The 21563-nt window shown below is 39.3% G+C and carries 21 protein-coding genes; 15 read left to right on the forward strand and 6 right to left on the reverse strand.

The window, feature by feature from the left end; genetic code table 11:
- The first annotated feature begins 12 nt into the window (after positions 1-12).
- Positions 13-633 carry a PEP-CTERM sorting domain-containing protein gene (locus tag QUD85_RS01935; RefSeq protein ID WP_093331513.1) on the forward strand — a complete coding sequence of 207 codons (621 nt, stop codon included), beginning with the start codon at positions 13-15 and terminating at the stop codon, positions 631-633.
- Positions 634-763: 130 nt separating this feature from the next.
- On the opposite strand, the gene QUD85_RS01940 is transcribed toward QUD85_RS01935, so the two are convergent.
- The 4 genes from QUD85_RS01940 to QUD85_RS01955 all read right to left on the reverse strand — a co-directional run bounded on the left by QUD85_RS01940 (position 764) and on the right by QUD85_RS01955 (position 5682).
- On the reverse strand, positions 764-1828 hold the full coding sequence (locus QUD85_RS01940; protein ID WP_143047965.1) for a hypothetical protein: 1065 nt from the start codon (positions 1826-1828) through the stop codon (positions 764-766).
- Between the two features lie 433 nt (positions 1829-2261).
- Positions 2262-3002 (reverse strand): hypothetical protein, encoded by a 741-nt coding sequence (locus QUD85_RS01945; protein ID WP_093331517.1) that lies wholly within the window; start codon positions 3000-3002, stop codon positions 2262-2264.
- 107 nt (positions 3003-3109) lie between these two features.
- The gene (locus QUD85_RS01950) at positions 3110-4108 is read right to left on the reverse strand and encodes a hypothetical protein (RefSeq protein WP_093331520.1); all 999 of its coding nucleotides are present in this window, start codon (positions 4106-4108) and stop codon (positions 3110-3112) included.
- A gap of 425 nt (positions 4109-4533) precedes the next feature.
- Complete coding sequence (locus tag QUD85_RS01955) at positions 4534-5682, reverse strand: integrase (RefSeq protein ID WP_093331524.1); 1149 nt, start codon at positions 5680-5682, stop codon at positions 4534-4536.
- Between the two features lie 202 nt (positions 5683-5884).
- Between QUD85_RS01955 and dusA the strand changes: the two genes are divergently transcribed.
- The 7 genes from dusA to QUD85_RS01990 all read left to right on the forward strand — a co-directional run bounded on the left by dusA (position 5885) and on the right by QUD85_RS01990 (position 10384).
- Positions 5885-6853: a tRNA dihydrouridine(20/20a) synthase DusA gene (gene dusA, locus QUD85_RS01960; protein ID WP_093331527.1), complete on the forward strand. Its 969-nt coding sequence runs from the start codon at positions 5885-5887 to the stop codon at positions 6851-6853.
- A gap of 250 nt (positions 6854-7103) precedes the next feature.
- Positions 7104-7379 (forward strand): hypothetical protein, encoded by a 276-nt coding sequence (locus tag QUD85_RS01965; RefSeq protein WP_093331529.1) that lies wholly within the window; start codon positions 7104-7106, stop codon positions 7377-7379.
- Between the two features lie 245 nt (positions 7380-7624).
- A complete protein-coding gene (locus QUD85_RS01970; RefSeq protein WP_093331532.1) occupies positions 7625-8461 on the forward strand; it encodes a sulfurtransferase in 837 nt (278 codons plus the stop codon).
- A gap of 220 nt (positions 8462-8681) precedes the next feature.
- Positions 8682-8975, forward strand: coding sequence for a hypothetical protein (locus QUD85_RS01975; RefSeq protein WP_093331535.1), 294 nt, complete (start codon positions 8682-8684; stop codon positions 8973-8975).
- Positions 8976-8987: 12 nt separating this feature from the next.
- Positions 8988-9668 carry a phage shock protein PspA gene (gene pspA / locus QUD85_RS01980; RefSeq protein WP_093331537.1) on the forward strand — a complete coding sequence of 227 codons (681 nt, stop codon included), beginning with the start codon at positions 8988-8990 and terminating at the stop codon, positions 9666-9668.
- 122 nt (positions 9669-9790) lie between these two features.
- Entirely contained in the window at positions 9791-10009 is a 219-nt protein-coding gene (locus QUD85_RS01985) for a PspC domain-containing protein (RefSeq protein ID WP_093331540.1), read from the forward strand.
- Between the two features lie 18 nt (positions 10010-10027).
- A complete protein-coding gene (locus tag QUD85_RS01990; protein WP_093331542.1) occupies positions 10028-10384 on the forward strand; it encodes a hypothetical protein in 357 nt (118 codons plus the stop codon).
- Here QUD85_RS01990 and QUD85_RS01995 read toward each other — a convergent pair.
- On the reverse strand, positions 10381-11112 hold the full coding sequence (locus QUD85_RS01995) for an enoyl-CoA hydratase-related protein (protein WP_093331544.1): 732 nt from the start codon (positions 11110-11112) through the stop codon (positions 10381-10383). The two genes, QUD85_RS01990 and QUD85_RS01995, sit on opposite strands and share 4 nt — an antisense overlap.
- 67 nt (positions 11113-11179) lie before the next feature.
- On the opposite strand from QUD85_RS01995, the gene QUD85_RS02000 reads away from it, so the two are divergent.
- The 6 genes from QUD85_RS02000 to QUD85_RS02025 all read left to right on the forward strand — a co-directional run bounded on the left by QUD85_RS02000 (position 11180) and on the right by QUD85_RS02025 (position 17885).
- Positions 11180-11659 (forward strand): copper chaperone PCu(A)C, encoded by a 480-nt coding sequence (locus QUD85_RS02000; RefSeq protein WP_177168927.1) that lies wholly within the window; start codon positions 11180-11182, stop codon positions 11657-11659.
- 15 nt (positions 11660-11674) lie between these two features.
- Positions 11675-12667, forward strand: coding sequence for a DUF2333 family protein (locus QUD85_RS02005; RefSeq protein ID WP_093331549.1), 993 nt, complete (start codon positions 11675-11677; stop codon positions 12665-12667).
- A gap of 9 nt (positions 12668-12676) precedes the next feature.
- Complete coding sequence (locus QUD85_RS02010) at positions 12677-13444, forward strand: TIGR04219 family outer membrane beta-barrel protein (protein WP_093331552.1); 768 nt, start codon at positions 12677-12679, stop codon at positions 13442-13444.
- A gap of 214 nt (positions 13445-13658) precedes the next feature.
- On the forward strand, positions 13659-15440 hold the full coding sequence (locus QUD85_RS02015; protein WP_093331554.1) for an assimilatory sulfite reductase (NADPH) flavoprotein subunit: 1782 nt from the start codon (positions 13659-13661) through the stop codon (positions 15438-15440).
- A complete protein-coding gene (gene cysI, locus QUD85_RS02020) occupies positions 15440-17152 on the forward strand; it encodes an assimilatory sulfite reductase (NADPH) hemoprotein subunit (RefSeq protein ID WP_093331557.1) in 1713 nt (570 codons plus the stop codon). Before QUD85_RS02015 ends, cysI begins: the two co-directional genes overlap by 1 nt.
- A complete protein-coding gene (locus QUD85_RS02025; RefSeq protein WP_093331559.1) occupies positions 17145-17885 on the forward strand; it encodes a phosphoadenylyl-sulfate reductase in 741 nt (246 codons plus the stop codon). The genes cysI and QUD85_RS02025 overlap by 8 nt, the downstream gene beginning before the upstream one ends.
- A 25-nt stretch (positions 17886-17910) precedes the next feature.
- Here the strand turns inward: QUD85_RS02025 and QUD85_RS02030 are convergent, their stop codons facing one another.
- Positions 17911-19092 carry an MFS transporter gene (locus QUD85_RS02030; protein ID WP_093331562.1) on the reverse strand — a complete coding sequence of 394 codons (1182 nt, stop codon included), beginning with the start codon at positions 19090-19092 and terminating at the stop codon, positions 17911-17913.
- A gap of 299 nt (positions 19093-19391) precedes the next feature.
- On the opposite strand from QUD85_RS02030, the gene fadB reads away from it, so the two are divergent.
- A complete protein-coding gene (fadB, locus tag QUD85_RS02035; protein WP_093331565.1) occupies positions 19392-21551 on the forward strand; it encodes a fatty acid oxidation complex subunit alpha FadB in 2160 nt (719 codons plus the stop codon).
- Positions 21552-21563 lie beyond the last annotated feature (12 nt).

Below are 21563 nucleotides of genomic sequence, written 5' to 3' on the forward strand. Positions count from 1 at the left end.
AAGGAATTTATAATGAAAATAGTCAACAAAATATTAGCCAGTGTGTTTGCTCTGGCTATTAGTACACAAGCGTCCGCTGGCATAATCACACTTGATACTGAAACCAATGAAGATTACCTCAATATTTTGAACGAAGGTACGCTTACCACGTACTCTTTTGAAAACTATGGAGACATGGTTATTGGCTTCAATGACAATCACGTACTTTTCGATTTTCAAGGTGAAAAAACTAACTTCGCAGTCATTCAATTCGACCCTTTGTTGGTCGATTTTAATGATGTAACCAGCTTTGCTTATGGGGAAAATTTAGGTTACTTTTTTGATAGCCACATGAATGTAATGGTTGCTCAAAGTGCTGTGGAAAATGATTCTAATTTTAAATTGATGTTAGAGTTTAACGACACTTTTCAAATTGACGCTATTTCAATTGATGAATCTGGTGGTGACTCACAGAGCGGTATAATGTACAACGATTTCAGTCAAAATGTGCGCTTTGGCAACGTAGGAATTGAATACTCTGAATATGTATCCAATGCTGTCGATGTGCCAGAACCGTCATCTCTTGCAATATTTGGTCTAAGTATACTTGGATTAGTTTCAAGAAGATTCGGTAAAAATAATCAATATATTTAAATTAATCTCAGATTTGATATTAATCTAATGCTGAGTTTTTTTGATTTACAATAAGGGGGGATTTTCCCCCTTTAATCAAACCTTGGTTTAACAGCTTATTGTCTTTGCAAGTTAAATATTTACAAAATCGTCAGCTGAAATCTTCAAACGGGTCATAGTCTGTGTCGTCATGGCCTTTTAAATGATCATCATCAAGATCTTTGTAAATACTTTTTATTAACTTGTATTCTTCAGGATCTCTTTCTTTTAAATGTAAAAGCCAAATATTCTGTAAATATCTATCAACGTCAACAATTTCATTTTGTTCTTGCTTATAATCAGTAACTATCCAAAGCATATTCCAATTTCTATTTTGGTTTGGTAAATACCCGGCTACAAATCCTTCTTTTTTTAATTGTTCTAGTGCTTTTTTAAGCCTCTTTCTACCTTCTTTTTTTACCTCACCGACCTTTTTAGAGCCTGCACTCTTATCAGGTATGGGGTAATTTATGATTTGAAGCAGTTGGCTTAAATAAAACTGAACAAACTGTTGTTTTGTTAAGAACTTCATTAACGCTTTAGCGTTCTCTGAGAGCTTCTTAGACGTTAAGCGGCTAATGTCGATAAATGTACTATCTAAATGTTTTAGATAGGGTAAATCTTCATAGAATAATTGTAGAGTTTCACCTATTTTCACTATGATTCTTTTTGGGTTGCTCTTATTTTTATAATAGAATTCGGCATCGGCTAAAATTGGAGAAAACTTAGTCATCTTTTTGCCTTTAATTTTGCTTTGCAAAACAACAGAGCAAGATATTAATCGTTTTAAACTATCCTTGATAACCTGATATCTTTCTTCGTTTTTGGGTTTATGTTTTAAATACTCCTCAAACAACTTGTCTATTTCTTCTAACTCAATAACCACTTTATCGATATTTGAATTTTCTTTTAATCGTTCATTGAGCCAAAATCGAATAATAATAGCTAACAAGGGATAATCAAATCGATGCGATAATCTGCTTTCTTGAACTTCAATTCTATATGAATCATTTTCATATACTACAGATTCGCCACTAGAAATCTTTTGATTTACTTCCTTCTTTTCAAGAGGAATAAATAGTGGAAGTCTATTAAATATATTAATTATTGGAATTGCATTATTTGAAGCAATTTCACCAATTATATTGTCCTTTACAGTAGAAATGTTTTTCTCCAAATGTCGTTTTAGCAACACCAAAATATTAGTTTAGCTACACTTTTATTTCTATTTAAAGCTATGAAAAATATTGATAAATTTGAATCAATGACATGCTGCCAGTATATCTTATAGTGTATGTTCATTAGGTTTTCTGAATTGATAAGATACTTTAACTCGAAAACGTTACTTAGATCATTAACATATTAAAACTGAAAAACAACAACTTAGTATTTTACATTTAAATGTTATAGGTGTTTAAGAAATGTTTTAATAGCCAGTAATATTTTGTATTAAAGTTGAATATAGAGTTGCTGTGATGCATGTCTTCGACATGTGACTTAGTTAATCTATGAAACTATAATTTTATGAGCAGAGTACAGGTTTTTAATTCCTGTACCTTTTATTATTTCTAGCCACAAGTTTGAGCATGGCACTTACTGATAGAATTTTTCTAAGGATTTGGATGATCGAGTAACACCGTATTATTCGTGCCAACTATAAAAAAATCCGCATCACTTTTATTGATAATTTTATTTTTAATATCATCAATTTTTAACTTTAAATCTGGATATCTCTGCAAATTACATCCTGTAGTTTGTGTCATGAATTCCAGCACGTTTGGTTTGTTACTATGTTTACTAATAGCGTTTAATACTCCCTCTTCAACGTCATCGTCACTTGTAATAACTTGCTCGATGAATGTATCAACTGACATGATAAATCGATGCTCTAACGTATCTTTGTTATAAATATGAACTGAGTTATCTCGAATGAACTTGAAAGGATAAACATCATCAACTCTATGTCTAATCATGTTTCCATTATCAAAAACAATGCCCATCGCAAAAGGCCTATCTTTTAAATGGAATAAAACATACAACAACATGCACATTTCTACTATTGAAACAAAGGATGTTCTATCAACAAGTTGAAATTGCCATTCGAGGTAATCATCATCATTTATCACGGAACATTGGCTACATTGCTTAAGATGCTGAAACACGATGTTCATCAATTGATCCAAGGTCATGTTTTTTAGGTCTAATTTTTTGAGAAATGGAAACTCCAAAATTAACATTCGTACTAATTTGATAATGTCGTTTCGTCTATCTTGTAGTCGAATTGCCGTAATTTCTTCAAAATGATCTATAAAGTTTTGAGCAAATAATCGATCTAATGGTAAGTCGTTCATGATTAAATAATTTTGTTCTATATTTTATTTTTACCATATCTCAAAATTATAAAAACCAAAGTATGGGTTAATAGCTAATTAACTAATAAATAATGAATTATTTTTTATTATTGGCTGCCGCTATTCTTATTTGTGGGTTTTTGCTTTTTTCTTCTCCTACGTTTTCGTGTTTTCACTTTATTCGAAATTTTTAATGGCTCGGCTAAATCGTGATTATTTTCAACTATTTTGGCTGTATCTATAATGATTGATACTTCGCTATTTTTAACATTTTCGAGACTGTTAATATCATTTGAAATTTCTACAGCTAAATCAGCGACTAGCAGTTTTTGGTTGGCATGAATTGCATTTAGCCACTCTTTAAATTTACTTTTTACCCTTTCAAATATGGCTTTAAATTCCGATGCGTATTTAAAATATTTTGGACGAATTTCGACAGGCTTTTTGTCAGTAAAATATTCATCTTCTGGCTTGAAAACAGATGTATTTGGCTGATACTTCATGTGATCTTCATTAACCAGTTTTTTCATCGCATAATTAAAACTTTGTTTGATATTAAAAGTTGCGCCTGTTTGAGTGATGGGTTTGATCACTTCGTTATTCATGATGTTACTAACGAGGATGTGGAGATGATTCTTTTTATCTGCACTGGCAGATTCATCATGCAAGACAACATGGCAATGCTTAAAAAATTCTTCCTCTGAAATATTTTTTAATACTGGCTGTTTTTTCGTTGTTTTTTTAAGGTTGGCAATTGAGTATTTTTCGTTTTGTTTATCTATCTTATGATTAAGATGTAACAGCAGTTCTTTCAGGACATACTTTGACAAAATCGTCCATTGCCTATCGGTCAATTGCGTAATATCTCTTGGAATAGACAGAATGAAAGAAGTAGCTTCATTCTTGACTCTATAAGCCCCTTTGAGCTTATTTTCTTTCCTGAATTCAGCACGTTTATCATTAGCATTAATTATCGATTTTGCACCGTCCTTAAGAACAACAATTCTTGTTGCATCATGTGACTTTGCATTTTGATTCGATAAGTAACTTATGTGTCCATAACTTGTTCTAATTTGAGATGTTTTAACTAACCAATTTTTCAACATACTTTAAACTTAACATTAGAAATTAAATTTAAATCAATAAAATAAGTCTGTTGGCAGTTTCTCCATTAGCTATTGAAAAATTTGTAGTTTTGCCTTTTTAAATAGCTCTGTTACATCTTAATTTTGCTGTTATGGGTTAATAAGTAATAGATTAATGGAAAATGCATTTTCATTCGAATCAGAGAGACGTTACAGCTTAAGCAGATAAATGATTTCTTTTTTTTGAATAGATAAGTCTATAAGCAAGATAGGGGGGGAATACATCTGTCACGATTTGCAACGGTAAAAAAGTAGGCCGATACACCGTTCCAAATTTTCTCATATGTCTTCTGATCCCCCCTAATTTCTTGGCATGGGGATAAATCCCCCTACAACCCCAAAATCAAACAAGTTGATTTTCAAAAGAGAGAAAAAATAGAGAAGTTTTAAACTTCACTATTCTTTTGGGATTGATACTTTTCAAATTCAGATTTAGCAAAATTTTTGACTTCCATCGTTGAATAAATGTCATAGAGAATATTAAGATTTTTGTGACCTGTAATTTTAGCTACAGTCCTAATATCATAACCTTGCTCTGCGAGTCTTGATGCACCTTCTCGTCTCAAGTCGTGATATCGAAGATCTTCAATACCTAAAGATGATCTAACTCGTTGCCAACCTGCACTAATACTGCGTGGATTATATGGAAAAATTAAGTTTGGGTTATCAGGATCTATTCGCTCTTTCTGTTTCAATATAATAGGGTAAGCTTCACCAAGTAGTGGTACTTCCCAATCGTTGTTCTCTTTTCTACGAGGATCTTTTCTATCTCTAACTATGATGGTTTTATTTTCATGGTCTAAATCAGACCATCTTAATTTTGTTAATTCTCCCACTCGCATTGCTGATAAAATCGAAAATTGTAAGATATCATTGAACGGTATTTTTGATGAACGGTTCATCTCTCGTTTTGCTAAACCTTCTTCTAAAAGCCTTAATTCTTCCCGTGTTGGTCTTCGGTTCCGCTTTCCTGAACGGCCTATTAGCTTCAAAGAAACTAATTCAGGAATAGCCTCTTCATGATAAGACAAATTTGTATTGACCTTAAAAACTTGCTTTGCTCTTTTTATGACTGAATGTAAATAAGTCACATCGTGATAAACGGTCTGTGGGGATGGTTTTGTTTCATCTTCTAATCTGAATTGGCAGTGGTTGATCAAATCATTTGCCGTTAGCTGGCTAACTATTTTTTGTGATATATCATAGTTTAATAGAGCTTCTAAAACGTAACGTTTAGTTCTTCCAAGATCTTTTGAAGTAAGCGGATTTTTAAGATATTCATTAATCAATTCACCTACTGTAGTTTCTTTAAGTTTCTCTGATGCTTCAGGCGAAAAATAAGTACCATTCTTAATGTCGTCTTGTTTACTCAACAACACTTTTTCAGTTTTTTTCGCCCATGCTTGTGCGGCTTCTCTAGTTTTTAGGGTCTTTTCATCTTTATCTATAATTTTGCCAAACTTAGTAATTCTCACTCTTGCTCTATAAGAGTAACCATTTTTCAATTTACGCTTTTCAATGTTAATTGTTGCCATATTCAACAGATCCTTTTTTCTAGTATAATCCTGCCTACATTCGTTTTATTACGGTCATGCACAATATATGTTTTGTACCCTATTGATGTACCCTAGGGTACAAAACAATAAGGGAATAGTACAAAATGTACAGAAATAGTACAAAATAATTGTATGGTTTTATTGGTGATTATGGCTGCAAGCCCTTATTAAGGAAGGGATTATGAGAAAGAAAATAGATCATAGATTTTGTGTTGCTCCGATGCTGGATTGGACAGATCGTCATTGTCGTTACTTTTACCGTGCAATGAGTAAGCACACTGTACTTTACACGGAAATGGTGACAACTGGTGCAATTCTGTATGGAAAATGGGACTACCTGGCGTATAACCAAGAAGAGCATCCAGTGGTATTGCAACTTGGCGGTAGCGATGTAAAAGCAATGACAGAGTGCGCTAAGATTGCACAAGACCGAGGCTATGATGAAATTAACATTAATGTTGGTTGCCCGTCTGATCGCGTGCAAAATGGTAGATTTGGTGCCTGCTTAATGGCAGAGCCAGAACTCGTCGCTGACTGTGTAGCTAGTATGCAAGCGCAAGTTGATATTCCTATAACGGTTAAATCACGTATTGGTATTGACGATCAGGACAGTTATGAATTTCTGCATACTTTTATCGATACTGTCGCCAAGGCTGATTGTAAGCACTTTATCATTCATGCTCGCAAAGCATGGCTAAGTGGTTTAAGCCCAAAACAAAACAGAGAAATACCACCGCTTGATTACTCGCGGGTATATCAAATTAAACAAGAATTTTCAGATCGTTTGATTTCTATCAATGGCGGGATCACCAGTTTCGAGCAAACGCTTGAGCATCTAAATCATGTCGATGGTGTCATGATTGGCCGTGAGGTTTACTACAACCCATATATTTTAGCGAGTGCGGATCAAACTATATACGGTGCAGATACCCCGATCATTACCCGAGAAGCACTAATAGATCATATGTGTGAATACATTGACCAAGTTGTCGCATCAGAGCAAGGTAGGGCATGGCATGTGATCCGCCATATGATTTCGATGTGCAATGGTTTACCTGGTGCCAAGAAATTCAGACGCTACCTAAGCGAACAATGCCAAGTTGAAAATAGCAGCCAAGTATTACGTGACGCGTTTAAACTCGTTGGTTAATCAAATTGGTTAAAAATTGGTCTATTTTGCCAATGTAGGGTGTTTCAGCCGCCGTCGGCTTTTCTATCAAAACCATTTCTTAAAATTAAATTATTATAAATTTCAATGATTTATGATTTTTTTACTATTCTGGCACAACCTTTGTAAGTGTTATTGCAACTTAATAAGTAATCGAATGAGTTAAATCACACGATTATGGCAACCGCTTTTACTTGTAATTACGCAATGGAAGCACCGAAGGAGAGTAACGATGAAAGCATTAAAAATAACTGTAGTAGCAGTTGCGATGTTCACATCAGTTACTTCGTTAGCCAATCAAGCTGTACAGGTTAAACAAGTAACTGATCAAATGGTGAGCAAGCAACAAGCCACTTTTAATCAAACATTAAACGATCAATTACTGTTGGATATTCAAAAAGCTGGTATCGCACTAAAATACGAAATGGCGACTAAAGAGGCGCAAAAAACGTTATTAGTTAAAGCGACCAGTGACAAAAATAAGAAAGATAACACGGTAAATAAATAACGGGTTTATGACAATGTTAAGTACTATTTCACTACTTACTATGATGATTCTGCCAAGCATTTGCTTACTAATCACATCGATAGTAGTCAGAGTTTTAGAGATACATTCCGAGTAGCGGTAGGTTTAACTGCAATAGCAGTTAGGTGAATGCTTGTTTGAGACAAGTTTCACCGCCTCACCAGCACTTGGGTCTTTTGCTAAAGTTAGCGTAAAGTATATGAAAAGACTCAAGGCAACTACCTTACATGTTCCAATCACCGATCATCTCAGCGAAACAACTTCTCGATAACGTTTCAAACACTTTAGTTAAAGTACTCGATGCGAGCATTCCGCCAATAGGCATCAATAAACAGCCGCAATATGCTTGGCCGCAGCAGGTGATACCTGGCGCGCTTAAATGTGACATCAATCAAGCCTTTTCCGATCACAACGCAACAACCGCCCATGCGATGTTATCTCCAGCCGCATTCCAGCAACAGGCACGCCAGTTAGGTATTAATCAAAATGACACGCTAGTGGTTTACGATAATTTGGGTCTGTTTAGTGCCGCTAGAGTTTGGTACATGTTTAAAAGTATGGGGCATAAACACGTCGTGGTCCTTGATGGCGGCATTGACGCCTGGGTAGCGGCCGGCGGCAAATTGGCTAAAGCACAATCAAACTCAAATTCGATTGGAAATTTTGTCTCCCAACCTGTTGCTGGCGCTTTTGCTGATAAACATGATGTATTGGCGGCTATAAAACATAACTCTCATTGTATTGTTGATGCTCGTTCACCGCAGCGCTTTTTAGGATTGGTTGAAGAACCTAGGGCGGGCGTTCGCAGTGGACATATTCCCACATCAATCAATCTATTCTTTAATGATTTGCTTCAAGATGGATATTTATTATCTCAGCCAGCATTAGACGCCTTGTTTGCGCAAGCTAAGGCCTGCGAGCAAAAAGTCATCTACAGCTGTGGTTCTGGTGTGACCGCATGTATTTTAGCTTTGGCTGGAGAAACCATAGGAATTTCTGACTATACCGTTTACGACGGTTCATGGTCAGAATGGGGGGCAGATCACACCTTACCAATTGCCTAAACTATTGATTGGTCAAAATGACCAACTAGATAATATTTTGACCACTTGTTCGTTCTTCTTTCATACCAAATAACTCTATCAAATTTTTCGTTGTCTAAATTTTTATAATTAAAACAGTATCTTAATTATTTTTTAAAAGTTGGCACGCCACTTGTAATAGTAAGTGTGTAATTAACTAATTTAACAAATAACACAGATAGTGACATTCAAAGGAAAAATCATGAAAACGGTAAAAATGAGTGTTGTATTAACAGGGTTTTTAGCAGGTATGTTGTCGTTTACAACCTTAGCAAGCAACGAAAAGTTAACCACAGATATTGAACATGCATTAGCAAACCAAAATGCAGCAGTAAAAGCGAACATTAGCAATCAGTTCAAACGTTCAGTATCAGAGCAATTGTCTCAACTAGCGATTGAGAACGAAGTGCTACTACAAAGTGTTGCATTGGATTCGTTAAACAAAAACGAAAACGATGACACAAACAAAACAGAAATTATTGCATCGGCAAAGTAATAGGAGTCAATCATGGGAATTTTTTCACGCTTTACAGATATTGTTAACGCCAATTTAAATAGCTTATTAGACAAGGCTGAACATCCTGAGAAAATGATCCGCATGATCATCCAGGAGATGGAAGAAACCTTAGTTGAAGTACGTGCCACCGCAGCCAAACAAATCGCTGAGAAAAAACATGTACAACGTCAGTTACGTCAATTAGCAACATCGGTTTCAAATTGGCAAGACAAAGCCGAACTGGCTATTGCAAAAGGTCGCGAAGATCTAGCTCGCTCTGCACTGACGCAAAAGTTAAAAGCACAAGAAGAGCATGATGAATTGCAAAATGTGCTAACTGAAATAGACAAGATGCTGGATGCTATCCAAGAAGATAGCAGCAAGTTACAAGCTAAGCTAACGGAAGCTAAGCGTCGTCAAGAAGCATTATTAATGCGTCAACAATCGGCAGAAGTTCGTTTGAAAGCGCGTGAAAAGGCTGTTGTTTACAACATCGACGAAGCAATTGGTAAGTTTGAGCGTTATCAGCAAAAAATTGACCGCATCGAGGCAGAAGTAGAGGCGTTTGATGTAACAGCAGAAAACGACTTGGAAAGCCAGTTTAAAGCGCTAGAGCAAGACGAAAAACTTGCCGAAGAATTAGCTGCTTTAAAAGCGAAGACCGCTAATAAAAAGGCAAATGCTAAGGAATAGCAATGATTAACGTGCCATGGATAGCAGTATGTACATTATGTTTAGCGCCAGCATTCTTGTTTTTATTGCTGGGCTTAACCTTCGCAACATTTAGTTCTCCAAAGCGGAGATAAGGGTTAAAAATGAAATATCAAAGAGACTATGGTTTAGAAAGAACTTTGTCTAAAGATAACCTAAACAAAAAATTATCAGGAGTATGTGCCGGTATCGCTAGATACTACGACTTAGCGCCCCTTTTTGTGCGAGTGCTAGCGATATTGGCATTACTAATGTTCCCAATGGCTACAGGTGTTGCATACATAGTAGCTGCAGCATTAATGCCTAATAGCAAACACTATTAGGCCATTTTGGAGAGCAATATGACCTTTTTAAAATCCTTATGCTTAGCGATTTTAGCGACCGTTGTGCTAACCGTATTTTTGGGCTTAGGATTATTGGAAATGTTTGACATTGATGTTGTCGTCGATTCACAAATCTTGGAGCCTTTGGCCGCGATAGGCCTTTCAGCATTAGTGGCAGTGTTTTTGGTACTAGTCGCTTTTGCTATTGTGTTGACCGTATTCGGTTCATTGATATTCGCAGCAGTAGTTGCTGTTGGTGCTATAGCGATGGCGCTAGTTGGCGTGTTTTGGCCAATACTTGTTGCTGCATTTATTATATGGCTGCTGTTTAGAGATAAAAAACAGCCACAGCGATATCACCAGTATCAACGTTAACGTTTAAAAAATTGGGCTAAGATGGCTTGGCAATCATCGCTTGCAAGCAGTGCTTTAAACCATTTAGCCTCTTCATCCATCGCTTCAGCGATATGTTTTGGCCTACTGCGCAAAAGCTCGCGGCTTGCCATAACAGCTTGATGAGGTAACTTGGCAATTGCAGTGGCACATTCAAGCGCCTTTGATAGTACTTCTGATTCATCAATTTGGTAGTTAATGATACCCAACGCTAATGCGTCAGCAGTTGAAAAGGTATTGCCTAAAACCAGAAGCTCAAAGGCTTTGTTGTAGCCTAAACGTTCACGTAAAAGCATGCTAGAGCCTGCTTCTGGTGCTAGCCCTAACTGCGCAAAAGGTAATTTAAATTTGGCATTGGGGGCAGCAAATACCATATCGCAATGCAATAGCATAGTTGTGCCGATACCAACAGCGGCACCAGCAACTGCAGCGACTAACGGCTTGTTAAATTGCGCCAGAGTATGAATGAAAGAAAAAGCGACTAGGTCTTCGTCTTGCGCCATAAAATCTGCGAGATCATTTCCCGCACAAAAACATTGCTCGTTACCTTGAATTAACACACAATGGATATCCGGCGATTGACTAGCATGGTCAAACGCGTTACAAAGTTGTTGATACATATCATTATTTAGCGCATTTTTCTTATCGAAGCGGGCTAAAGTAATGATCAAAACATGTTGTCGTTGTTCGGTTAAAATTAAGTTACTCATCTAGGCTAACTTGGTTACAATGCCATATACTGACAATAACGTTTCCGATATAGGATGTATAGCGAACATGAAAAAAATACTATTTACTCTCATCACAGTTACTACAACATTGTTCAGTGGCTTTCTCATGGCGGACGAAAGTGAAGATCAGGGGCAAGTGTCAGTAAAAAATCCTTATGTTCGTGAGTCTATTCCTGGTACACAAATTACCAGCGCATACATGCAAATAACCAACACTACTGACAAAGATTATCAGTTGGTTGGCGCAACGGCTAACATTAGCCCGCGTATTGAAATTCATGAGCACTATCAAGAAAATGATGTGATGAAGATGCGCCAAGTGCTCGCTTTACCATTGCCGGCAAACGGCGAGATTACGATGAAGCAAGGCGGTTTTCACTTAATGATATTTGATATCGTTAAGCCAGTTAAGCAAGGACAGAAGATCTTACTTACCTTACATTTTACCGATCACGATGACATCACCATAGAAGTCCCTGTGCAAGGCATTAAAAAGCAGCACAAAAGTGGACATCATCACCACTAATTAGAGCAATTCATTATGACCTTTAAACTTTCTCCTAAATTCTTCGCGTGGCTATTTACGGGATTATTCGTACTTGGTTATTTGATTGGTGTTTATTGGAGCTTTGAGCCCGATATGATTGATATCAGAGCTGAAGTTACCAAGGATGCATCCGCTGAAAATGTGGCCCCTGTAATAGGATATACCACAACGACGACACTGATCAGAGTGTCCGAAACGCTGCTAGATAAGCCGGGTGGATATCTTGCCAATGATGCTATGCCGCCATCTGTGTTTTTAGACAATATTCCAGCGTGGGAGTTTGGCGTATTAGAGATGGTGCGTGACTTATCGCTTATCATGCGACAAGGCTTTAGCCGCAGCCAATCTCAGTCGGTAGAGAATGAACACCTTAAAAAAGCACATCCGAAATTCAATATTGACCATAAAAAGTGGGTGTTGCCGAGTGCTGAAGGCGAATATAGAGACGCTATTCACGAATTGTACTTATATCGCCAAGCACTAACTGACGTAAATACCCAAGGTGCGCAATTTTATGCACGTGCAGATAATTTAGTCGATTGGTTAAACGAAGTGCAAAAGCGCTTGGGTAGCTATTCGCAGCGCTTGAGTGCCAGTGTTGGTAGAGAGCAACTAAATACAGATTTAGCCGGTGATAGTGCCGCACAGCAATCGACTTTCGCCGATTCATCCATGGTGTTAAAAACCAGTTGGTGGCAGATTGATGATGTATTTTATGAGGCGCGCGGTGCAAGCTGGGCATTGCTTCATTTTTTAAAAGCAATTGAAATAGATTTTAACGACGTACTAGAAAAGAAAAATGCTAAGGTGTCGTTACAACAAATCATACGTGAACTGGAAGCAAGTCAACAAACGGTGTGGAGTCCGATGATTTTAAACGGGGATGGCTTTGGCGTGTTGGCTAATCATTCATTAGTAATGGCTAACTACATTTCTCGCGCTAATGCCGCGCTAATTGATATAAGTGAATTACTTAACAAGGGGTAAAATAATAAGATGAAAAAATCAGCATTAGCCGTAGCACTATCTATGTGTGTTGCAGTATCAGCACAAGCAGACGTTATTGGTCTGTATATAGGTGGCAATGTTTGGCAAAATCAAGGTTCAGGATCGTTTGGCGATACTGGCGTGGTATCTACACTGAGTTCTAGCGGTGCAGAATTTGATTTCGAAAAAGAAAACAACGCGTCATATTTTGTTGCGTTTGAGCATCCAATTCCAATTATTCCTAACATCAAAATCGCTTCTTCTACCCTAGATACAACGGGTATGGGTATGGTTACTGGCGAGTTTGATTTCGGTGGTATCGAGTTTCCAGTGGGGACCAATGTAGATTCAGTGTTCAATACCAGCTTTATTGATTACACCCTTTACTATGAAGTGTTTTCTAACGACCTTATTGCTTTTGACTTTGGTGTAACAGGTCGTGATATTAGCGGTGACATAACTGTTTCTGAAGCAACTGCGGGTACCGGTGAGCTTGAGTATGAAGGTATCATTCCAATGGCTTATGTTGCTGCTAAAGTAGGGATCCCTGCAACAAGCTTCAACGTCTTTGCCGAAGTAAACTATGTTGGTTGGGCAGATGATGCTATTACTGACTACCAAGTAGGTATTGGTTACGAATTATTAGATAACTTAGCTGTCGATTTAGATATTACTGTTGGTTATCGTTCAGTGACTTTAGAGCTTGATGATGTTGATGGTCTATATAGTGACCTAACATTTGATGGTGCCTATGCTGGCGCAGTAGTACATTTCTAGTACGCTGCAACGCACTAATTCAATCAAGGCCCAGCAATATATTGCTGGGCCTTTTTTATTTCTATGCTTTCAATATCAATAACTAACGCACCTGATTTTTACTATCAACGATTTTAAATTCTTTTTTAGCATAAAAAATCGTTTTTTATTCTTTTTCATATTGACCTAACCGCACTATCCTTTGCACATTGATAGTAATAGGCATAGAAACGCTATGACGGGTAGTCAACAAAATATGAATGCAGCTGCACTGGACGCGAGCCAGTTGTCTCAGTTGCAACAACTTACGGCGGGTTACTCGCCGTTACAACTTGCATGGGCAAGTGGTTATTTAGCGGCAAAAAGTGAAGGTGGCGATATTAGTATTGCGCCTCAAGGCCCAAGTGCATCTGTCACGGTGTTGTATTCATCGCAAACCGGTAACGCTAAAGGCGTTGCTACGCAGTTTGCCAAACAAGCAGAAGAAGCTGGTCTTCCAGTAAGCTTGAAGAACATCGCCGATGTCAAAGCGAAAGCGCTTAAGAACGAAACACATCTAATCATTGTCACCAGTACCAATGGTGAGGGTGAGCCGCCTGATGATGCATTAGCCTTCCATGAATTTTTACTAGGTAAAAAAGCACCGAAATTAGACAACTTAAATTTCGGTGTTTTAGCCTTAGGTGATACCAGCTACGAGTTTTTCTGCCAGACAGGTAAAGATTTTGATGAACGCTTAGCTGCGCTTGGCGCAAGCCGCATATTAGATCGTGTTGATTGCGATCTAGATTATGATGAACCTGCCGCACAATGGACATCAGAAGCTATAGCATTACTGAAAGAGCAAGTAAGCACTGCCACTGCTGCAGCGCCTGTAGCAGCTAGTTCAGCTGTTGCTGCAAGCCAATTCGACAAGCAAAACCCGTATGAAGCAGAACTGTTAGTGAGTCAAAAAATTACTGGTAGAGACTCAAATAAAGATGTTCGTCATGTTGAGATTGATTTAGCAGAGTCTGGTTTAAGCTATCAAGTTGGTGATGCGCTAGGCGTTTATTTCGAAAACGATAGCGAGCTTGTTAACGAGCTTGTTGATGCACTTTCATTTAGCGGTGACGAAGTCGTAACGGTAAAGGGTAATGAATTATCGTTATCACAAGCGTTAACAACTGAACTGGAAATTACTCAAACTGCTCCAGCGTTTGTGGATTTTTGGGCACAGGCAAGTGCTAGTGAAGCCTTGTTGGCACTTGCAGAAGACAAAAATGCGCTACGCGAATTTGCTGGCCGCCATCAATTGGTGGATGTGGTTAAACAAGGTAGTGCAGATATCGACGCACAAACCTTCGTTGATACCCTACGCAAAATAACGCCGCGTTTATATTCAATTGCTTCTAGCCAAACGGAAGTGGAAGAAGAAGTACATTTAACCGTTGGTTTAGTGGCGTATGAACAAGACGGTAAACAACGTTTTGGTGGCGCCTCAGGATTTTTATCTAACCGATTGGAAGAAGGTGGCAAAGTAAAAGTATTTGTTGAACACAATGATAACTTCCGCTTACCACAAGACAGTAATACTCCGGTGATCATGATCGGCCCAGGTACAGGTGTAGCACCTTTTAGAGCGTTTATGCAGGAACGTGAAGCAACTGATGCAACCGGCGACAACTGGATGTTTTTTGGAGACCAAACTTTTACCCAAGATTTCCTATACCAAGTTGAATGGCAAAACTATTTAAAGTCGGGCTTGCTGACTAAATTGGATGTTGCATTTTCACGTGATCAAGCTGAAAAAGTGTATGTACAACATCGAATTAAAGAGCAAGCACAAGAGGTGTTCCAATGGTTGGAACGCGGTGCCCATCTGTATATTTGTGGTGACGCTGATCGTATGGCAAAAGATGTTCACAATGCACTTGTGGAAGTGGTTGCTGAGCAGGGCGGTCTATCTTTAGACGACGCCGAAGAGTATTTGAAAGAATTAAGACTGAACAAACGTTATCAGAAGGATGTTTATTAATGAGTGATTCAAGCACAGGTCCATTAATCGTGGAAGGTAAGCTTGCTGATAACGAGCGCCTAAAAGATCAAAGTAACTATTTACGCGGTACCATTGAAGCAGATCTTCAAGATCGTATTACCGGCGGTTTTACCGCTGACAATTTTCAATTGATTCGCTTCCATGGCATGTATCAGCAAGACGATCGCGATATTCGCGCCGAGCGTCAAAAGCAAAAATTAGAACCATTGCATAATGTTATGTTGCGCGCGCGTATGCCGGGCGGAATCATTACACCGACACAATGGTTAGCTATCGATAAATTCGCGACTGACCACACCATGTATGGCAGCATTCGCTTAACAACGCGCCAAACGTTTCAATTTCACGGTGTACTTAAACCTAACATTAAGTTGATGCACCAAACATTAAACAGTATTGGTATTGATTCGATCGCAACAGCAGGTGACGTCAACCGAAACGTGTTGTGTACATCAAATCCAGTTGAATCAGCGTTGCATCAAGAAGCATATCAATGGGCGATTAAAATTAGTGAGCACTTACTCCCTAAGACGAAAGCCTATGCCGAAATTTGGTTAGATGGTGAAAAAGTTGAAACAACGGAAGAACCTATTTTAGGTAAAACTTACTTGCCACGTAAGTTTAAAACGACGGTTGTTGTGCCACCTCAAAACGATGTGGATTGTCATGCCAACGATTTAAACTTCATTGCTATTGCAGAAGACGGTGAGCTTGTTGGTTTTAACGTGCTTGTTGGCGGTGGCCTCGCAATGACGCATGGCGACACCTCAACGTATCCACGTAAAGCGGATGACCTTGGCTTTATTCCATTGGATAAAACACTTGATGTTGCAGCTGCTGTTGTTACAACGCAACGAGACTGGGGTAATCGTGTCAATCGTAAAAATGCTAAAACCAAGTACACCTTAGATCGTGTAGGTACAGACACGTTCAAAGCGGAAGTTGAAAAGCGTGCCGGTGTTACCTTTGCAGAAAGCCGCCCATTTGAATTCACAGGTCGTGGTGATAGATTTGGTTGGGTAGAAGGTATCGATGGTAAACACCATTTAACCTTGTTCATTGAAAATGGACGTTTGTTAGACTTCCCAGGCAAACCATTAAAAACGGGTGTTGCTGAAATCGCCAAAATACACCAAGGCGACTTCAGAATGACAGCAAACCAAAACCTGATTATTGCCGGTGTACCCGAAGCCGATAAAGCTCAAATTGAGCAGCTTGCCATTGAATTTGGTTTATTGGACGGTAAAACCAGCGAGCAGCGCAAAAACTCTATGGCGTGTGTTGCGTTCCCTACCTGCCCATTAGCCATGGCAGAAGCAGAGCGCTACTTACCGGGACTAGTGACAGACGTTGAAGGCTTATTGGCCAAACACAACGTGGCAGATGAGCATATTATTTTACGTGTAACAGGCTGTCCAAACGGTTGTGGCCGTGCGATGTTGGCTGAAGTTGGACTCGTGGGTAAAGGCCCTGGCAAGTACAATATGTATTTAGGCGGTAACCATGAAGGTACCCGCATACCGAAGCTGTACAAAGAAAACATCAACGAACAAGAGATCATTGACGTACTTGACGCATTAATCGCTGATTGGAGCGCTTCTCGTCAAGCAGGTGAAGGTATTGGGGATTTTGCCATCCGCACCAAAATTGTTGCTGAAGTTAAAGTCAGTAAAAGGGATTTTCATGACTAAAAACTCCGCGCATAGTCGTTTTCCTGAATCCTTGCCCGAGCCGTGGCTCGCGCAACGAAACGAAGTCTTAGAAAAGCAATCGCCGATTGAGCGTATTGAGTGGGCAATGCAAAACTTGCCTAGTCAATTTGTATTGTCTTCAAGCTTTGGTATTCAGTCTGCGGTAATGTTGCATATGATGACGCAAGTTGATCCCGATATTCCGGTTATTTTAACCGATACCGGGCATTTGTTTCCTGAAACCTATCAGTTTATTGAACAGTTAACTGAACGCTTAAAGCTGAATTTGCATGTATACAGTGCCGTTGAAAGTACGGCATGGCAAATGGCTAAATATGGTGAGCAGTGGAACCAAGGTGAAGATGGGCTTAAGGCTTATAACCAGCGAAATAAAGTTGAGCCGCTAGAGCGAGGATTGGACGAGTTAAATGCCGGTACTTGGTTCTCTGGTATTCGTCGTCAGCAATCTAGTCACCGTAAAACCTTGCATGTGGTTGATATACTTCGTGGCCGTTTCAAGGTGCACCCGATTATCGACTGGCACAATAAAGACGTACATCAGTACTTAACTAAACATGACCTACCTTATCACCCTTTATGGGAAGAAGGTTATGTATCGGTAGGTGACGTGCACAGCACCAAACCACTGACCCTAGGTATGAGTGAAGAAGACACTCGCTTTGATGGCAATGGCCGCGAATGTGGTCTGCATATTGATGGTGACGGTATTTAATAAAAAGGCGCTTGTAGCGCCTTTTTTAATTCACTTCAGCTCGCGTTAAGCGAGTAATATTGTCCTGACTTGGCTGCATAGGCACTAAGGTAGACAACAGTAACGAACACACAGCAAATCCAGCGCCAACAAAAAACACCAAACTATTATCATAGACCCAAACCAACCCTAGTAATGCTGGAATGAAAACGGCTGCGATATGGTTTATCGTAAAGCTAACACCAGCACTTGCTGCGATATCTTTTGGATCCGCTATTTTTTGGAAGTAGGTTTTGATAGCAATCGCCAACGCAAACAGCAAATGGTCAATCACATACAGTACTGCTGCCCAAGTACCACTTTCCACTAAACCATAGCTAACGAATAAGATTGCTAAACCAATATATTCAAATATTAACGTTCTGCGCTCACCAATGATGCCAATTAACTTGCCAATTTTGGCTGCAAACAACCAGTTAAAAACATAGTTTATTAAAAATAGTGCGCTGACTTCGGCAACACTATAACCAAATTTCTCGACCATCAAAAAGCCTGCAAATACCACAAAAATTTGTCTTCGGGCGCCGCTAAAAAAGGTCAACGAATAAAACAACCAATATCGTTTGCGAAGAATTATTTTCTTATGTTGCTCTTCTTTTTGTTCAAAGCGAGGAAAGCTTGCAGCTAAAATGATGGTAGCTAATAAGCCAATAGCGCCGAACAGTAGGTAAGTATTTTGATAGTCCCATTGGAAATACTCCATGAGTAACCAAATGCTAGAAAAGGCGAGTAAAGAGGCGATAGATTTTGCCGACAATGCGCGCCCTAAGAAGTGAGCGGTGTCTTCTTTTTTAATCCATTGTAGTGTCAACGATTGATTAACGGTTTCAAAATAATGAAAGCCGGCAGACATAATAATGGTGGTGATGTATAAGCCAAGCGCAGTTGGGTAGAAACCTGTGATCATGACACCAAAGCAGGTGACACCTAAAGAAAGCAGTGCAAGGCGTTGCTCTTTAATAAACAATAAAAGATAAATCACCGTAAACGCTAGAAAACCAGGAATTTCACGAAGGCTTTGTAGTATGCCAATTTCCTTGCCGGTGAATGCGGCACGTTCAACCACAAAATTGTTTAACAGTACCATCCAAACGGAAAACACGAGTGGCATTATAAACGCCATGGCGAGTAACATATTTTCTGGCGTACGAGCGAAACGAAACGGCATAGGAAGATTCTTTATATTGTAGTTGAGCACCAGTATATCGTGCTTGATGCTTGTTTAACATGGGGTTTTAGTAATTTATCTGATCGCCCACTAATTAGGGTTTGGGCATTTTTATTTACAAAAATTCAACACTCAAACAATTATTTTAAACAGGTGTTTAAAAAATTTGCTTTCGCTTTGAAGAAAAGGCATAGTTACTGCCACTTTTTCGACTTAAGTCGACTATTATTATAACGACATTAACGATTATAGTGATCACAGTCGTTCCACAAATATCGCAACAGGTGAGGAGAGCAGGCATGTTATTTGAAGGCAAAAGCCTATCTGCCCAGTTACTAGATAACGGCATCGTCGAAATGAAATTCGACGCGCAAGGTTCTGTAAACAAATTCGATCAAGCAACGTTTGCAGAATTTTCACAAGTGATTGAAGTCATCAATCAATGTGAACAAGCCAAAGGTGTATTAGTAACATCAGGCAAATCAGCATTTATCGTTGGTGCTGATATCACAGAATTCTTAGATACCTTTAAAAAGCCAGAAGACGAATTAATTCCATGGATCAAAAATGCTACAGACATTTTTGATGCGTTTGAAGATTTAGATATGCCAACTATCGCTGCCGTAAATGGTTTCGCGTTAGGTGGCGGTTGCGAAATGACACTAGCGTGTGATTATCGTGTAGCAGATACAACAGCTAGCATAGGCTTACCTGAAGTTAAATTAGGTTTAATGCCAGGTTTTGGTGGTACGGTGCGCTTGCCACGCCTTATTGGTGCCGACAATGCCGTTGAGTGGATGTCTACAGGCAAACCAAACAAGCCAGAAAAAGCAATGGCAGTTGGTGTGGTAGATGCTGTAGTCGCGCCAGAGCAACTTAAAGATGCTGCGATACAAATGCTCACCCAAGCGATTGAAGGTAAGTTAGATTGGCGTGCTAAACGTCAGCCAAAACTTGAGCCATTAAAGCTGAGCCAAATTGAATCGGTTATGACATTCACCACATGCAAAGGCATGATTGCTGCCAAAGCTGGTAAACATTATCCAGCGCCAATGGTGATGGTGAGCACGATTGAAGCTGCAGCGCTTAAAGACAGAGCGGGCGCTATGGCACTTGAAAATGCTGGTTTTGCTAAGCTTGCTAAAACAGATGCTGCAACTGCTCAAATTGGTTTGTTCATGTCTGATCAAGTGATTAAAGGCAAGGCGAAGAAAGCGGCGAAGTCAGCACAAAAACAAGTAAACAAAGCTGCTGTGTTAGGTGCGGGCATTATGGGCGGCGGTATCGCTTACCAATCTGCATACAAAGGCACGCCTATTGTCATGAAAGACATTAATGACGACGCGCTAGATTTAGGTTTAACTACTGCAGCGGGCATTTTAACTAAGCTAGTTGAACGTGGTCGTTTGAACGCGAAGAAGATGGCTGGCGTGTTGAACAACATTACACCTAGCCTAAGCTACGACAGCATGAAAGATACTGACATTGTAGTAGAGGCGGTTGTTGAAAACCCTAAAGTGAAGGGCATAGTGCTCGCGGAAGTCGAAGGACAAGTAGCAGAAGACACCATTATTACCTCTAATACGTCTACGATTTCTATCGATCTTCTGGCTGAAAGTGTATCTCGTAAAGATAAATTCTGTGGTATGCATTTCTTCAACCCAGTCCACAAAATGCCATTAGTAGAAGTTATTCGTGGCAAAGACACATCAGACGAAACGGTTGCGACGGTAGTTGCTTACGCGGCGAAAATGGGTAAATCACCTATCGTGGTAAATGACTGTCCGGGTTTTTACGTGAATCGCGTATTATTCCCTTACTTTGCTGGTTTCAGTCAGTTGGTGCTCGAAGGCGCAGATTTCACTGCCGTTGATAAAGTGATGGAAAAACAATTTGGTTGGCCAATGGGTCCAGCTTATTTGCTTGACGTTGTCGGTATTGATACGGCGGATCATTGTACAGGCGTTATGTCAGCTGGTTTCCCAACCCGTATGGCAAAAATAGACAACGACCCTGTCACTAAGCTCTATGGTGATGAGCGCTATGGTCAGAAAAATGGCAAAGGTTTTTACGACTATGGTAAAGACAAACGTGGTAAGCCAACAAAAGTAGCGAGCGAACAGGCTTATGCGCTTATTGGTGGTGAACAAAAAGAATTCTCTGCAGATGAAATTATTGCACGCCTTATGATTCCAATGGTGAATGAAGTTGTTCGCTGTTTAGAAGAAGGTGTTGTAGCGAGTGCTGCTGAAGCGGACATGGGTCTGATATATGGTTTAGGCTTCCCGCCGTTTAGAGGTGGTCCAATTCGTTATCTTGAAACATTAGGTCTCGATAACTTTATTGCGATGGCTGATAAGTATGCTCACTTAGGTGAGATTTATCAGGTGACTGATGGCATGCGTGAAATGGCAGCGTCAGGTCAATCGTACTTTTCAACAGATGTAAAAAAAGCATAGGCCTAAGGAGAT

It is taken from the genome of Thalassotalea agarivorans (assembly GCF_030295955.1).
Classification (GTDB): Bacteria; Pseudomonadota; Gammaproteobacteria; order Enterobacterales; family Alteromonadaceae; genus Thalassotalea_D; species Thalassotalea_D agarivorans.

Bases quoted from the DNA above. Each gene is read 5' to 3' on its own strand.
- QUD85_RS01990 (WP_093331542.1), top strand. From the start codon at position 10,028: ATGACCTTTTTAAAATCCTTATGCTTAGCGATTTTAGCGACCGTTGTG.
- fadB (WP_093331565.1), top strand. From the start codon at position 19,392: ATGTTATTTGAAGGCAAAAGCCTATCTGCCCAGTTACTAGATAACGGC.
- dusA (WP_093331527.1), top strand. From the start codon at position 5,885: ATGAGAAAGAAAATAGATCATAGATTTTGTGTTGCTCCGATGCTGGAT.
- QUD85_RS01975 (WP_093331535.1), top strand. From the start codon at position 8,682: ATGAAAACGGTAAAAATGAGTGTTGTATTAACAGGGTTTTTAGCAGGT.
- QUD85_RS01970 (WP_093331532.1), top strand. From the start codon at position 7,625: ATGTTCCAATCACCGATCATCTCAGCGAAACAACTTCTCGATAACGTT.
- QUD85_RS02000 (WP_177168927.1), top strand. From the start codon at position 11,180: ATGAAAAAAATACTATTTACTCTCATCACAGTTACTACAACATTGTTC.
- QUD85_RS01950 (WP_093331520.1), bottom strand. From the start codon at position 4,108: ATGTTGAAAAATTGGTTAGTTAAAACATCTCAAATTAGAACAAGTTAT.
- QUD85_RS02010 (WP_093331552.1), top strand. From the start codon at position 12,677: ATGAAAAAATCAGCATTAGCCGTAGCACTATCTATGTGTGTTGCAGTA.
- QUD85_RS01965 (WP_093331529.1), top strand. From the start codon at position 7,104: ATGAAAGCATTAAAAATAACTGTAGTAGCAGTTGCGATGTTCACATCA.
- QUD85_RS01955 (WP_093331524.1), bottom strand. From the start codon at position 5,682: ATGGCAACAATTAACATTGAAAAGCGTAAATTGAAAAATGGTTACTCT.
- QUD85_RS01945 (WP_093331517.1), bottom strand. From the start codon at position 3,002: ATGAACGACTTACCATTAGATCGATTATTTGCTCAAAACTTTATAGAT.
- QUD85_RS02015 (WP_093331554.1), top strand. From the start codon at position 13,659: ATGACGGGTAGTCAACAAAATATGAATGCAGCTGCACTGGACGCGAGC.
- QUD85_RS02005 (WP_093331549.1), top strand. From the start codon at position 11,675: ATGACCTTTAAACTTTCTCCTAAATTCTTCGCGTGGCTATTTACGGGA.
- QUD85_RS01985 (WP_093331540.1), top strand. From the start codon at position 9,791: ATGAAATATCAAAGAGACTATGGTTTAGAAAGAACTTTGTCTAAAGAT.
- QUD85_RS01935 (WP_093331513.1), top strand. From the start codon at position 13: ATGAAAATAGTCAACAAAATATTAGCCAGTGTGTTTGCTCTGGCTATT.
- cysI (WP_093331557.1), top strand. From the start codon at position 15,440: ATGAGTGATTCAAGCACAGGTCCATTAATCGTGGAAGGTAAGCTTGCT.
- QUD85_RS02025 (WP_093331559.1), top strand. From the start codon at position 17,145: ATGACTAAAAACTCCGCGCATAGTCGTTTTCCTGAATCCTTGCCCGAG.
- pspA (WP_093331537.1), top strand. From the start codon at position 8,988: ATGGGAATTTTTTCACGCTTTACAGATATTGTTAACGCCAATTTAAAT.
- QUD85_RS02030 (WP_093331562.1), bottom strand. From the start codon at position 19,092: ATGCCGTTTCGTTTCGCTCGTACGCCAGAAAATATGTTACTCGCCATG.
- QUD85_RS01995 (WP_093331544.1), bottom strand. From the start codon at position 11,112: ATGAGTAACTTAATTTTAACCGAACAACGACAACATGTTTTGATCATT.